This is a genomic window from Telmatobacter bradus (assembly GCF_048629425.1).
GTDB lineage: Bacteria > Acidobacteriota > Terriglobia > Terriglobales > Acidobacteriaceae > Telmatobacter > Telmatobacter bradus.
Genome location: NZ_CP184532.1, coordinates 280626 through 294695 on the forward strand (window position 1 = coordinate 280626; position 14070 = coordinate 294695).

8 protein-coding genes are annotated in these 14070 nt (G+C 53.3%); 5 read left to right on the forward strand and 3 right to left on the reverse strand.

Going from position 1 to position 14070, the window contains the following annotated elements; all coding sequences use genetic code 11:
- Positions 1–104 precede the first annotated feature (104 nt).
- Positions 105–2537: a WG repeat-containing protein gene (locus tag ACOBR2_RS01155; protein WP_420238247.1), complete on the reverse strand. Its 2433-nt coding sequence runs from the start codon at positions 2535–2537 to the stop codon at positions 105–107.
- 426 nt (positions 2538–2963) lie between these two features.
- Between ACOBR2_RS01155 and ACOBR2_RS01160 the strand changes: the two genes are divergently transcribed.
- The 3 genes from ACOBR2_RS01160 to ACOBR2_RS01170 are packed head-to-tail and all read left to right on the forward strand — an operon-like array spanning position 2964 to position 4675.
- Positions 2964–3587 carry a nucleotidyltransferase domain-containing protein gene (locus tag ACOBR2_RS01160; RefSeq protein ID WP_420238248.1) on the forward strand — a complete coding sequence of 208 codons (624 nt, stop codon included), beginning with the start codon at positions 2964–2966 and terminating at the stop codon, positions 3585–3587.
- The gene (locus tag ACOBR2_RS01165; protein ID WP_420238249.1) at positions 3544–4014 is read left to right on the forward strand and encodes a hypothetical protein; all 471 of its coding nucleotides are present in this window, start codon (positions 3544–3546) and stop codon (positions 4012–4014) included. The genes ACOBR2_RS01160 and ACOBR2_RS01165 overlap by 44 nt, the downstream gene beginning before the upstream one ends.
- Positions 4015–4021: 7 nt before the next feature.
- Complete coding sequence (locus tag ACOBR2_RS01170) at positions 4022–4675, forward strand: metallophosphatase domain-containing protein (protein ID WP_420238250.1); 654 nt, start codon at positions 4022–4024, stop codon at positions 4673–4675.
- 264 nt (positions 4676–4939) lie between these two features.
- Here ACOBR2_RS01170 and ACOBR2_RS01175 read toward each other — a convergent pair whose 3' ends face one another.
- Both ACOBR2_RS01175 and ACOBR2_RS01180 read right to left on the reverse strand, forming a co-directional pair.
- On the reverse strand, positions 4940–9841 hold the full coding sequence (locus tag ACOBR2_RS01175; protein ID WP_420238251.1) for an AAA domain-containing protein: 4902 nt from the start codon (positions 9839–9841) through the stop codon (positions 4940–4942).
- Between the two features lie 374 nt (positions 9842–10215).
- Positions 10216–12288 carry an SWIM zinc finger family protein gene (locus ACOBR2_RS01180; protein WP_420238252.1) on the reverse strand — a complete coding sequence of 691 codons (2073 nt, stop codon included), beginning with the start codon at positions 12286–12288 and terminating at the stop codon, positions 10216–10218.
- 296 nt (positions 12289–12584) lie between these two features.
- On the opposite strand from ACOBR2_RS01180, the gene ACOBR2_RS01185 reads away from it, so the two are divergent.
- Positions 12585–13028 carry a plasmid mobilization protein gene (locus ACOBR2_RS01185; RefSeq protein ID WP_420238253.1) on the forward strand — a complete coding sequence of 148 codons (444 nt, stop codon included), beginning with the start codon at positions 12585–12587 and terminating at the stop codon, positions 13026–13028.
- Between the two features lie 2 nt (positions 13029–13030).
- Positions 13031–13927, forward strand: coding sequence for a hypothetical protein (locus ACOBR2_RS01190; RefSeq protein WP_420238254.1), 897 nt, complete (start codon positions 13031–13033; stop codon positions 13925–13927).
- Positions 13928–14070: the final 143 nt, after the last annotated feature.

Here is a 14070-nt window from a genome sequence, read left to right on the forward strand (position 1 = left end):
TATTAAGCGGCAATATGATGCCCTTTATAGTTAAAAACCGCTGTTATAGGCATTATTATGCCTATAACAGCGGAGCATATAGGAAATGTCGATTGATGTTAACTTTAGTCGCTTCCCTGACGTACAGGCTCCCATACATATTTCCCGGTTTTGTTTAGGTAGCCCCACTTGCCATCTTTGGTCACCACCTGTGCCAATCCGTTGTGAAATGCTTCTGCGCGATTCAGTTCTCGTGGTTCGATTACCATCTTTCCTGTTGTGTCGATGTAGCCCCATTTTCCGCCGATGACTACAGCCGCTAATCCTTCAGAAAAACTGCTTGCCACTTGGAATCGTGGCTCGATGACGGTCTTGCCTGTATGGTCTATATAGCCGAACAAGGCGCCAAAGCGCCAACGCCCCAGTCCTTCGGAAAAATCTCCCCAGACTCTTGCGCAATCGTTCTCACCAGCGGGTACCTCCGGGCGTAGAACATATTTACCAGAGCGGTCAATGAATCCGCAGTTCTGGTAGCGATTGACGGCTGCCAATCCATCGCTAAATCCGTTGGCCCAATCGAACTGCGGCGGGATGGCCCACTTTCCGGTATGGTCGATATAGCCCCAAACAGTATTGCCCGCATCAGATTCCGTGACTGCTGCAATGCCATCGGAAAATGGTTCAGCAAAAGTGAAATGCGCAGGGATTATAACCTTGCCCGTTTTGTCAATGTATCCTGTGAGCGGAAATCCAGACTTGCTGTCAACCTCGATCTTTACCAAGCCATCATGAAAGGCGGCATCATCACCATCGTCAGTCATCATGCGCTTATAGATGGGCGCAATTGCTACTTTGCCAGTTTTGTCGACGAATCCCCAGCGGCCATCGTAGCCTAATGCTGAGCCAGTTACCTGCACCCGCGCCATGCCCTCGCGAAAATCTTCAGCCCAAGGAAATTGTGGTTGAATGACCACGGCTCCGGTTGAGTTCAGATAGCCCCATTTGCCGTCACGCTCAAAACGCGCAAGTCCATCTGAGAATTTGCTGACAGTATCAAAGCAAAGAGGAATAACAATCTTTCCTTCGAGGTCAATGAATCCACCGCGACCGTGATCCATTACATTGAAAAGCGCATCGGGCAAGAGTGCTGGCAGCGGATACTGTGCGCGATAGGCGGCAACGCACGCTTCATCGCGTGGCCTCCCATTGGGCACGAGCGTTCCGTCTGGCCGCACTTCGCTGCCGGAGCAGCCGCCGTCATTCTCAGGATAGGCACCGCATCGACCTGCGGGAAAGTCCTTGTCGGTCCACTTCAATAATCCCGAGGGCAACGAGTAACGCCAAAGCATCAGATGTTTGTCTGGAAAGATAAGCCAGTCCGCCCCATCGATCTTTATGAGCGCTATATCGGCTTGCTGAGAGCGTACTTTTTCGATGAGTTCTTCACGCCCACGTACCTTCATGTCCTGCGTGAAACTACGCATTGCCTGGTCGCTGAATGACTTTCCGTGAACATAGAAAAGAAAGGCATGTGCCTTGGGGTGCGTGCGTAGCCAAGTCATGAGCCACGGAATGGAAAGAACCATCTTTTCGTATCGTGAACCTGTTTGAAGAAATTGATCGATTCCCTGTATCTTTCCGGCTTCGCTGAGCAAAATGGCTTCAACTGCGAGGTTGAGAGGAAAAGAAGCTTTATGCAATGTTGCGTGCATATTTTCCTCGTGAGGCGCGTTGCTATCCCATGAAACGCCATATTCTGCATTGTGATAGGAATTGATGTCTGTGCGTTCGACTGTATAGACGCCGCGTAGAGACGCCAGCGAATCACCAGCATGATCTTCTACGCCAATCATCTCCCAATGCTCTTTGATGTGGTTCATGGTTGCCTCGGCCAATTCCGAGGCAAAGCCCTCGCCCGACAATCGCTCTTTATTGGGGCTCTTGCTGGGCAAGAGCGCGGAAACGGCACGAGAGATTGCGGCATTGTAGGTCTTTAGGCTCTGAGCGCCTTGTACCTTCCAGGGAATCATGAAAGCGTAGTAAGAGTTGGATTCAGCCGTTAATTTGGAGCCATCAATAAAATGCACTTCGATCTGTACATATGGATAATCGTCAGATTTCCAATATTTAAAAAGTGAAGCCGTAATATCAGCCATTCGCTGTGGATCGGCAAAGGTGCTCTCGAAGAGGTCCTTCTGGCGAGCGGTGGCGTCAGGAATAGAGCCGGGCATTTCGGCTTCCACGGCTGTGAGTTGCTTCTTAAGCCAGACATGCGTGATTCCGAGATTCGCAAGTTCAGGTTTTGTGATCTGAGGGGCTCCAAGTGCAGTCACAACCGTTTGCACGAGCTTCGCATCAACGGGCTTGCCGTCACACTGAAATCCACGTTGCTCACGATGGATAGTTACAGTTGCATTTTGTGGCGTTTCCAAGCCGCCCCAGCCCGAGTGAATCGTGATCTCGCGCACCTGCTTTTGTGCTTGGGCAGTATATGTGGAGAACGACAAAACGAGAAGCAAGATAGTGCAGAACCAGAATGAACGCGCACAGGAGAGCATGGCCTACATTATCTACTCCCGTACTGGGCTGTCCAGATTATCGATATAGATTTTAAATCGAATACGAAGTGCGAGAAATGTCCTGGTTTGTCCAAAAATGGTTGCTAGGCAAGTAGCGGTCTATGCGAAATAGTGGAAGGATGCTCTGCGGGCCTGAAAGCCATAGCGCCGCCGTACGTTTTTGAGCATTCCATAGAAATCAAATTTGTCGGTCTTCTTTTGGACCTGCGAAATTGCACGGTGCTGGTACTGCCTGACTGGTCTGGCTGGTTCTGGACAAGTTCCCATACAGTGGGGGATTGTGGCATAAAGTGCCAATAAAAAAGCATTTATCGCTTTTTTAGTTGAAGCGCCAAGCCCGAATCTAGCTAATATTAAAAATTCAGGCCGCTTCATGTTCTCAATTGGGGTACAATTGTTCCTGTCATGAGTACAGGAGTCACATCCACCGGCGATTTGCTCTTTGGCCAGACCAGAGGCCGGGTGTTGTCTCTGCTTTTTGGCGCACCGGACGAATCCTTCTATATTCGTGAGATTGCCCGCCAGATTGAAACGAGTGTGGGGACTGTGCAGCGGGAGCTTACGCTGTTGGCCGAGGTTGGGCTTGTCAATCGCTCGCAAAGGGGCAATCAGGTTTTCTATCAGGTCAACCAGGAGCACCCGGATTACCCGGAGTTGCGCGCCCTGCTGGCGAAGACTCTTGGCGTCTTCCAGTTGCTCAAAAACGCGCTGGCACCTCTTAAAGCCCGCATCGATTTTGCTTTTGTGTACGGCTCGGTTGCACGCGGCGAGGACAAGGCAACGAGCGACATTGATCTGATGGTGATTGGTGTGGTCTCTCTCGACGATGTGCTCGATGCTGTGGGGCCGCTCGAAAAGCAGTTGCGGCGGCCCGTCAATCCGACCATCTATTCCCGCGAGGATTTGAAAAAGCGGCTTCACGAGGGCAACCACTTTCTGCAATCATTGATGGACAGCATGAAGGTCTTTTTGATCGGCGACGAGAATGAGTATAGAGAAGCTTGCACAATTCGGCTGGTACAAGGCTGAGCCGAGCAGTCCGAAGGAGATTGCCGACCTGTTCAGCATCGTGGACCGCTCACAGGCGGACTCGAAGGTGGAAAGCATCTCCGACGACCTTCGCTTTCAGGCGGCGTACAACGGCATTCTTACGCTCGTGAACATTGCTTTGCGGGCCAGTGGCTATCGGGTTTCGATTGGCCAGGGCCACCATCAGCGCGTAATCGAAAGTCTCGAATATACGCTGACTACGCAGGATTCCACCGCACGCGAGAAATGGGTGCGCAAGATCAAGTCGCATTCACAGAAGAGAAACACGACGAGCTATGACTTGGCAGGCGGCGTTTCTCCGACCGACCTCGCGCAGATCATGAAGGATCTGCCCGTTTTGCAGGAGCAGGTGCGGGCATGGTTGCAGGAAGTCCACCCGGAACTTCTCACGCACGCAGCGAAGTAAAGTCCCCATGTCCCAGATTCGCATTGTCTGCATCAGCGATACGCACGGCCAGCACGCCAAATTGAGCGTGCCGGACGGCGACATCTTGATTCATGCCGGAGACTTTGCCGCTTTCGGCGATACCCCAATCGAGATCATTGATTTCAACCAGTGGCTTGGCACACTGCCCCACCGGCATAAGGTCGTCATCGCTGGAAACCACGATTGGATGTTTGAGCGCCACCCCGGCGCTGCCAGAGAACTGCTGACCAACGCCATCTATCTCGAAAACTCCAGCACGGAACTTGCGGGCCTGAAAATCTGGGGATCGCCGATTCAGCCCGAGTTCAACAACTGGGCCTTCAATGTCGCGCGCGGCGCTGCGATTCGGCGATATTGGAAGATGATTCCGGCGAGCACTGATGTTCTGATTACGCATGGACCGCCGCATGGCGTGCTGGATACCGCGCGGCCCACTACTGCCCATCTCGGCTGCGAAGAACTGGCGGAAGCTGTCCAGCAAATCAGGCCCAGGCTTCACGTTTTTGGCCATATTCATGGCGGGTATGGTGCAGCTAAGGCCAACGACACGCAGTTTGTAAATGCTTCTGTTGTCGATGAGGCATACCGTCTCGTAAACGCGCCGCAGGTTATCGAGATCGACGTTTTGTCAGAAAAATGAGATTGGCATATAGCCGGCCAATCAACGGCGCTCAGCGCAAAACTGACATTCCCCGAATCGCAGCAGTGTAGCCGAGGCGCGGCCCGCGTCAAGGCTCTACGACCGCATAGCGGCGGGCTGCGGCCCGGCCTTGACACGGACCTTATCCGCCTTGGCTTATCATTCCAACTATTCCGGGGAATGTCGCCAACTATGAACAGTTATTGATAATCGAAAGCAACCAACTGCGGTGCGTCGATAACAGTTTCAATTAAACAGTTTTGATTAATGACCGCTGACGGCCAATATGTCATCCATGCTCTTGCTTACAGTAGCCCCGTTGTCAATCAGCTTTACCTGCTTACCATCAGTCCAAGTAATCACTCCGTTGCGCCTCTTGCCTTTATTAGTTCTATAGGTGACAATTTCGCCTTTCTGAAATAAATGCCGCTTGGTCGATTCACTGGCACTCAGTTCCGCAACATTCCCATCTGCACTCGATAACACCGCACTCTCAGCTTCAGAGAAGTGAGAAGATTCAACCGCACTTTCCTCTATTTCCAATTCAAGATGAGCAGCACTGGGTTCGCCATCGTACGCATCTGCCCCGTTAGCATTCGCAGATTGCTCGGATCGCAAATCTAACGTATCTGATTCAGGCTTGAATACACGTTTTTCGACGATGCGGGAAGCCGTCTCGATAGCGCCTAATGGTTCGATCCCCATTCGGTTAAGGAACTGAACAAGCTCCTCCATGACCTCATCTTTGCGAAGTACCCAAGTAGAGGCGAAGCAGCGCCAGAACACCCACCCCGCACGTTCAAGCACACGCTGACGGCTGAGGTCATGCTGCCATCTATCAGGCCCGTGAAATTCATCTCCATCGCATTCGATGGCTAGGCGAAGATCGCCCTGTCCCTCGACAACCATATCGATACGATAAGCGCCGGTCTTGACCTGCGGCGTAACGCGATAGCCACGGGATACGAGTTCCGAATAGACTTGCTTCTCAAACCCAGATTCGCATCGGTCAACAAGCAGCTCTGCCTCTGCCTTATCGACCACCAGTGGATTGTCAAAGTGCGCCAGAAGCCCCGTTCGCAAATCCTTGTCCGAAAGGTCCGAGAGTTGGACGGACCGCACCAGATACATTCGATCACGTGCGCGGCTGGCGGCAACGTTGAAACGCTGTTCCGCGTCAGTGTTTGAAAGCGCGTGGCAATCGGTAGCATCGACGACCAACGAAAGGAACATAATATCGCGCTCGCTCCCTTGGAACGTACGCGCATCGCCGCACAAAAACTTGCGACGATACAGTTCCCCCGTATCACACTTTTCGTTCACTACCCGGTCAATCAGTTGGGCTTGGTTCATCCCAAGGAGCGTAACTACTCCAATCGTTCTCACTTTATACTTTTCATCTCTTAGGATTGCGCCAATTTCATCGGCGATTGCCTCGGCCTCTTGGTGATTGCAATCGTGTTTGTTGCGCTTTCCTCCCTCGATGTAAATATCCACAAGTGGAGGTTCGATTCTTTCCGATCCTTTGGGGATTCGGAGTGGTTGAATCATTCCCTTGCCGTCTGGCCCAGCATAAAAAGTTCGATTGGAATACGCAATGATTGGCGGTACACAACGAAAATGTTCGCGTAACATCACTTGTGTTGAAGCAAATACTCGTGAAGCGAGATCGTAAAGAGACATCTCTGGGGTAAGCGCTTCACGGAATGGTTGATTGCTCAGAAACCGATCACGAAGCTCTTGAATGCGCTGAGCCTCTATAAAAGCGCTATTGGGCGAGATTTGTTTGTCATCCCCAACCACTAAAATTTTCTTGCTTCGCAGAATGGCTGGAAGAGCCCATATGTTTGACTGGCTCGCCTCGTCTACGATGACAAGATCAAACATCCCTATATCCGGTGGCATCGATTCGGATACGCGATTATGGTTCATAATCCAGCATGGCACTGAATTAGCAGCTTCTTTCATCGCTGCCTGCGCATCCCGCAAGTATCTCGTAGCATTCGGGCCAGTGCCCTTTCCCATCTTCCTGATGGCCGTAGAATACTGCTCCAAGGCTGAAAGCGTGCGCGATGTTGCATTCGTCTTAGTGGCCAGCCATGCTGATTTGGCCACCATCTCACGGTAAAAGCGAGCAAGGCCGGTTTCGAGTTCGCGCCTTCGTTCCCCGAGGCTCCGCAATTCGGCTCGGCCTTCTATCCGGTCAAGGTGCTCTTTCATTCGCGCCCAGTTCCAGGCCTCGCGCCAAGTCACGGGGAAAACTGCATCATCTCCCGATGAGGTAATAGGGATTGAGCGAACCCGTTCCGCTAATTTCGGCGCACCGGCTTCTGCAATTCGTTGTGCACCTTCAAGGATGCAACCCATTTCAGAGGCCAAACCAGCTATGCGGCGTAGCTCAGCCAGCAGCTCTGTGTATTGTGAAGCAACCGAGGCATTGGATAACTCTCCATCGCCCAGCGACGATTCCACGAATGAACGCATCGCATCGACTACAGGCCCAGAGCATCCAGCGAGTGTTTCGGTCAGTTGAGCAAGACGAATCGGAGCTTGGGAAAGTTCATCGAGGGTCAGGATTTGGACAATCCTCTGCCGTAATGCCTCGAGTTCGGCACGTGTGCCGCCTGAGAGTTCGCTTGGCTGTTCTGCGAACACATCCAATGCTTGAGTAGACAGTAAAACATCGAAGTGCGTAGCAAGCCTGTGCGCCTTCTGAGCAAGGGTTGCATTAGCTACCACCTGCCGAAGCTCTAGCCTATTTTGATTCAACTGGGGGATTTCAAGTGATTCGGAAAGATGATTCCAACGAATGCAAAATGAGCGGCAATCTTTGTGCAGATTCACGAATTGATAAACAAGCCCCCACTCATCTACGGTCGCGGGTGGCCTCCCATCAATTGTGACATTCTGAATATGATGTCTGGCCTCTGTAGCACCAAAAGGCAGAAAACCGAAGGGCCTTCCTGTAAGCGATGCAGTCCTGATTGCCTCGACTGTTTTGGCAGATGTGATTGCTTCAGAGGGAAGACTCACTGGGTGTTTTAGTGATTCCGCCCAAGCCTCTGCAACCTCGTCAATCGCGCCAAGAAGTTCCATCAGGGCGTTTCGTTCTGCCACAAACGCCGATTGTTGACACTTGGCCCGGAGAGCAAGTGGCCACTCTTCGCCTGCTTCCTCTATGTCCGTCAGAAGCTCAAGAGCACCATCGATTGATTGCAAGAAAGCCCGCGCATTGTCGAGCGTTTTCGGCGTAAACGCCTTGAGCGCGGCGAGTTCCTCGTTATGGAGTTCGTCTTCGATTTTGTTCTTTTCGACAAGCAGGTCGTGGAGTCGTGAAATTTCCGCAACCGAGGGAAAATTCTCCGCCGATGGAACCTTCTTATCAACGTAAACAATACTGGCACCGAGAGTTCGCCTTGCTTGACGAATTCGCCCGGCATCACTGTCATCGAATGGGGGCGCGTTGTCTGGCGTCAACGAAACGGCATCATCAAACCAACCGTGCAATTCGTTGCCGCTCTGCACCAGCTCAGCGAGTTTCTGGGCGCGCATTGGGACGCCATCCACTTCAATCTCTGATAGCTGGTGCAAGGCTATTTCATTGATTCTCCGGTCGATGGATAAAAATTCGGAATGCGCCCGATTAATGGAGCTTTGGCACCGCTCAATTTCCCTCATCGTCAGTTCAGGGTTGAGCTGAGACACGCGGTGCTGAATCGTTTCGATAGAAGCCTGAAACTGCCGTACACCTTCGCGGTCACTTGCAAGAAGCGCAACCGTGAGCGCGCGAACCTCATCGGGAATCTTTTCTTGCAGAACATTCAGTGCGGCATCTCCGCGCGAAGTCACAAGTATCCGCTTTCCTTGCGCGAGATAGTGGCAAATAATGTTCGCAATCGTATGAGTCTTGCCGGTCCCCGGCGGTCCCTGTACGGCCACACCCGCCGCGTGCGTAAGATTCTTGACAATAGTGACTTGCTCTTCGTTGTAGGGAAGAGGAAAAAACAGTTCTTGTGGCTTCTTTGAGCCTCCCGATTCACCTCTGCTTGAAATTCCCCGAAAACTTACAGCTTCAAATATAAGCGGCTCGTCCGAAGGCTCAGAGACAAGCGCCATAGGCCCGTCTGGAATGGGGCATCCAGCGTTGAGGTTCTCTCCCAGTCGCTTCAAGTCCTCGAAAAGGAAGTTGACGGTGCGTGGGCGGCTGAACAAAACCCATGCGTCAGTCACCACCAAGTGCTCACCAGCAACGGGCACGGACTCACCCTTCAAAAGCACTTCCTTATATATGCCTTCGCTATCGAGGTTCGCCGCGATGAGTTTGAGAGCGCCCGAATAACTGCCGGGATCAAAGGGCGTAACAGGCCGGTCCTTGTGCTTCTTCAGGTGCTTGATGACAGCGTCCTCTGCTTCGATTGCGCCTTCAACATGGCAAGCTGTGATTGCGTCGAATTCAACCTGAGTATCCGTTGCACGGGGACGCAACTCAATGGCCATCGACTTATCATCAAGCGATATTTCGATGGCTTGAGTCAGGAGTGGATACTCAAAAGAGAATTTTCCCTTTTCGTGAGCAAGCCTCCAAGTCGAGATTCCTATACCCCAAACAAGTTCTTGCGGCTTATTTGTTTGCTCGGCCTCAATCGAGTGCATCAAAGCAAACAGATCGCCATAGAGTGCAATTGTCTTGCGGCGTTCACGCTCAACATTGGCCCACGATTTCCAAGTCAGCGTGTAGGACTCAAGCGCGCGGCGGGATTTCTCCCACCAGTTTGCGCGGAAACGCTGAATCTCTTCCTGCACATCGGGATCGTCTGTGTCTTTTTCGGCGAAACGCTTTTGAACAGCCTTGTTCAGCTCCCAGTTGAGGACGCGCTCATCCAAGGATGGCAAAGGACCGTCTGGATTCGCGCTTAGGACGATGACCGCTTTGTGATTTTCTGGCGCTGGTGGTGGGGGTTCAGCCGCTAACCTGGGGACACGCATCCAGACGTGATCGGATGCGACCTTTAGGTCGAATTCAACACCTATTAGGCCAGCAACAGCCTTTTGTCTGCGTAAAAATGCTCCCGTACTCCCAAGGACGAATCCTCGCGGGTCAATAACCTTGGCTTGTTCCTTGATGTAGTCGAGAAGACCCACCAAGAGTTCGCGTGGCTCGGACATGCTCGCCTCTTTACAGGGAGTTCCATAGTTTCAAGACACAGAAGTGGCTTTATCCCGTGATTTTCCATGATAAACCGATCTCTGGAATGTGCCCAAGATTTCAAGCGCCTACTACGCTAGGAGAAGCCCCATTTGCTAGCGCCTCATGGGCGACTACAGCAACGCACAAACCCTCCACGTATTTCGGCTATTTGGCGCACAAGAATCCCAGCTCGGGCAGAGGATTGAGCTGTCGTTTGTGAAAGGCACGCAATATTTACCCGGAAGCTATACATAAGTATGCGCTACGACACCGTTGCTGGCCGTTGCCCAGGTGAGGCCCGACACGTTTTCGTCCACCGTTTGGTGATGGTAGAGCGCTTGCCAGTACGCTTTTACTTCTGCGCCCGGTGTTTCTGAAAGATCGGGCGAGCTTCAAGACGGTCCAGAATCTCCATGAACCGAGGACGATTGTGGTAGTTCATGCGTATCTCTGCTACCAGAGCGTTCCACTCCGGGCCGCGGTCGAGAGACTTCAGAATCGGGCGCATCTTCTTCAGGTAGGCAGCCACTGTTTCATAGGCCGAGATGCTTGCCTGCTTCAGATTCGCCTCGACGCCGTCGCGATAAATCTCCAGGGCACGCTCTGGATGCGCTTCCGCAACGGCTGCGGCGACACTGTCGGCATAGCTGCCGAAACCGTATGACGGGCCCGTGCGCTGATTCTTCGCCGCCGCGCGCCACAGGTCGTACCAACGAAGTACCTCATCCGGTCGACGTTCGGCAATCGCCATGTCGATCAGTATGTTGTAGTGTGGGCGCTGGTCTCCGTTACGCAGCAAAGGCAGCAGGTAATCGGGAAATGGCAAAGGCCAGTCCGGGCAAAAAGTAACGCTGTCCGGAGTGCTATTTTGTGTGGCTATCGAGAAAGGAAGCTGGCCGTTTTTGAGAAATTCCAATGCCTTCTGCCTGACCGAAGTGAGACACCCGGCACGCTTGGCGGTGGCAACCAAATCAGAGAATTTTTCGCATCCGGGGCGATCAAAAAACTCCCATGCGGCGTGCGCGGCAGCAACCTTCCACAGCTTCCGCGACCGGGCAAGTTCGGCCATTACCTTCGCTAGCTGAGCGGCAATTCCCGGAGCATCTTTGGCGGTTTTTCGAATTCCTTCTGCCGCCCAGCGCTCGGCTTCATCGTATCTTTTTTGCTCGATCAGCAGCGGAACCAGCCGCCCATAGCTGCCGGTTATACGCGCCTCCCGTTCGCGGACGGCAATTATTTCGCTGTCGCGTTCGGCGCGCGTAAGAGCCTTGACGAGCCAGTCCGCAATCTGTTCGCGCTGATATTTATCGTGGAAGTTGCTCCCGGCGCGCACCTCTGACTGCAAGCGGCCAGCCAGTACGTCAGCAGTCGCCGACCAGTCGGACGGTCTTCTATTACACTCAAATACGGTGTCGAGTAGGTCGCTTTCAATCACGTTGTATTCATCTCTGAGGTCGGCATCAATCGCAAAAAGCAGCTTCTGCGCGGACGAAATTTTCGACTGATTTACCGCCCGAAAGATTGGCGGCAGGCACTCTGCGAAGGCCGTGGCGGTCTCGCCTTCGTCGTTCGATTGCCCGATCTGTTCCATGCCCTGCGCCATGATTTCCCGGCTAAGTTTTACCACGGCGTCTGCCTGTCCGAGGTCGACCATGCGGTCAAGATAGCGCGCCAGACGGCTGAAATCCGGGGTATAGCCTTCGCCTTTCCAGTAATTCTTCCAGCCCGGCTCCGAGGTTGCCCGGCGCAGTTCTTTCCGCGCTTCGTCAATCAGTCGATCCGCATCGCCTTCGCCCAGGGCAATGCGTTCGCGGAACTCTTCGCGCAGTTCCGGGAAGCGCTGCGTCAGTGACCATACCAACTCGGCCAGTTCCTCACGACTCTTCGCGTCGATGAGTTTCCGAATCTTCTCGTCGCTGGCCTTGCTGGTTCGCCGCCGAGGAATATGCGAACTTTCGTTGTCTTCCGATTCGTCATCTTCATCACCGTCATCGAAGTCGCCGGAGGGGGCTTCAGAGAGGCTGTTATTCGTCAGTTCCTCCCACTTGTCATCCGCTGCATCCACGACTGGAACCACAGCGTTTTTTACCAACATGTCGAGATAGGTCGCGAGGACAGCGACGGCATGTTTGCAGCCATTCCAACCGACAGGACAAGTGCAACGGGAGTGAAGGACATCGGCTTCCCACCAGACACCCGTTGTGTAGATCCGCGTGCCGGAGACGGTTGCGATTAACCTGCCGTCCGTAGTGGTTGCGAGATCATGTACACGTCCGCCTCGCTGATATGCCCGCCCGCGCGTCATGGAACGTGACCCAGCCCAGTTTGCCACGTCATCCCAGGTCACAGACTCCCAGTTCGATTTTTGTGCTGCGGACCTTGCAGAAGCTTTCGTCTTTGCCGTGCGCAAGGATTTGGTTGCCATCGATAGTTTCCTGTGTGAATCATAAATAGCGATTGTAGGCAGTCCTGAAGTGTGTGCAGCGCTGCTTATGCAGCGGATGAACGTTGACACGTCATCCCCAGTGGGGTTGCTGTAAGTATACCTGTCGAGCGATTTTGTTAACATGCGCATATTCAATCGGTTAGCGTCTTGTGTTTACAGCCGTAAACGCGGCAATTCGGTCGAATGGTTCCAATACACTCTGCACGTGAACACATTCTCTCGCAAGGGGTTATCGTATTCTGCCCCAATAGCGCCACCACGGAAACGGCGCTACAATGCCTCTACTGAGGTACCTGCCGATGACCTCCGCCAATGGCAAAACGCCCGTCGCCGCTCCGTCTGTGGCTCCTGCTGTGCCGACGAGCGAAAGCAATCGCACCAAGTCTATTGCGACGCGGCTTACCGACACCGAGTATGCCGAGATCGAATCTGCTGCGGCCAGCACCGGGAAGAAGGTAGCCGAGTGGCTGCGCGAGGCAGCGCTCGCCCAGGCACGCGCCACAGGTGAAGAGAAGGCGGCGGACCCCGTTCTGCTGGCGGAAGTGATGGCTTTGCGCAGCCTGATCGCCAACCTATTCGCGGTTGCTTCTAAGGGTCCATTGAGCGACGAAACCTTGCGCAAAATCGCCGCATATGCCGACGCAATCAAGGACCAGAAAGCCGAAGAATTGCTGGCCCGAAAGCGCAGCCAATCGGCACCCGAATCAGGGGAGAAATAGCCGTGAGATTGCAGCGGATTCGCCGTGCATTTCCGTGGCGAACTGCTGCGCTTCTGGCCGTATTCTTCGGGGTGCCTGTGCTGGCGTTCGCAGCATGGTTTGTATGCGAGATCGAGCCGCTTCAAAGTTATTATTTGCTCGACTATTGGCAGTGCAGCAAGGCAGCGGAACAGGCGGGATCGGCCACTGAAATCCGGTGGCTGATGAAGACAGCCCCCGGACGCAGGAGCCTGCCAGCAATCCCTTCCGATGTGACCACCGGAAAGGCTGGAAACCTGTCCCTTCATCTTTCCTCTGCGGCAATCAAAAGCGGCTGGATGGGGATGGAGAAATCCGCCCCCGACTTGGTCTATTCTGGCGAACTGAAAGATGCTCTGGGCTCGAACATTTATCGTGACCGTTCTTACTCGAATTTCATCGCTCTCCCACTGCTCGAAGGCTGCACCTTTGCGCTGACGATTGTGGCATTCATCGTCTTCACAACGAAGGCAGAGTTGTGGCAGGAATGGAAGCATCTTTGGCATGAGGTGATCGCGGCGGATTCATTCCGGGATGACTGGCGGGATGCGTCTCCTATTCGACATGGAATCAGCCGCTCTATCGCGCCTCGGGAATGGTTGGGAAAGGTCCGTTCTAAGCTGGCCGATTGGACAAACAGAAGTGTTGGTAAACCGGCTTTGGAAACGGCTACGATCCCGCCCGCTTTGCAGAGGCAATCACTCTCCAGTCCAGCGAATATTCAGTCTGCTGATTCTCGTACAAAACTATCTTTGAAGCTGCCCTCTCAAGTCGAGCAGAAGAGCCCTGTACAAAGTCAGTCCATCTTTCCCGGAGCACGGAGAGCAAACGGCGTGCATCAAGAGCCGATTGCCTGGGATGAATCGCAGTGGATTGATTGAGCCGACTGCCTGCGCAATGCCCGTGATTCATCCAAGCAAACGAATGCTCACGATGCTTCTTTCGCATGGATGAAAGCAACACGGAAGGACCTCTCATCCATCTGGATTTTCCTTTCTCCAAGCCCATCGCTATAGGGTCGCCA

Excerpts from the sequence above, each read along its gene's own strand:
- ACOBR2_RS01165 (WP_420238249.1), top strand. The coding sequence starts at position 3,544 with ATGAGTATAGAGAAGCTTGCACAATTCGGCTGGTACAAGGCTGAGCCG.
- ACOBR2_RS01180 (WP_420238252.1), bottom strand. The coding sequence starts at position 12,288 with ATGGCAACCAAATCCTTGCGCACGGCAAAGACGAAAGCTTCTGCAAGG.
- ACOBR2_RS01185 (WP_420238253.1), top strand. The coding sequence starts at position 12,585 with ATGCCTCTACTGAGGTACCTGCCGATGACCTCCGCCAATGGCAAAACG.
- ACOBR2_RS01160 (WP_420238248.1), top strand. The coding sequence starts at position 2,964 with ATGAGTACAGGAGTCACATCCACCGGCGATTTGCTCTTTGGCCAGACC.
- ACOBR2_RS01155 (WP_420238247.1), bottom strand. The coding sequence starts at position 2,537 with ATGCTCTCCTGTGCGCGTTCATTCTGGTTCTGCACTATCTTGCTTCTC.
- ACOBR2_RS01175 (WP_420238251.1), bottom strand. The coding sequence starts at position 9,841 with ATGTCCGAGCCACGCGAACTCTTGGTGGGTCTTCTCGACTACATCAAG.
- ACOBR2_RS01170 (WP_420238250.1), top strand. The coding sequence starts at position 4,022 with ATGTCCCAGATTCGCATTGTCTGCATCAGCGATACGCACGGCCAGCAC.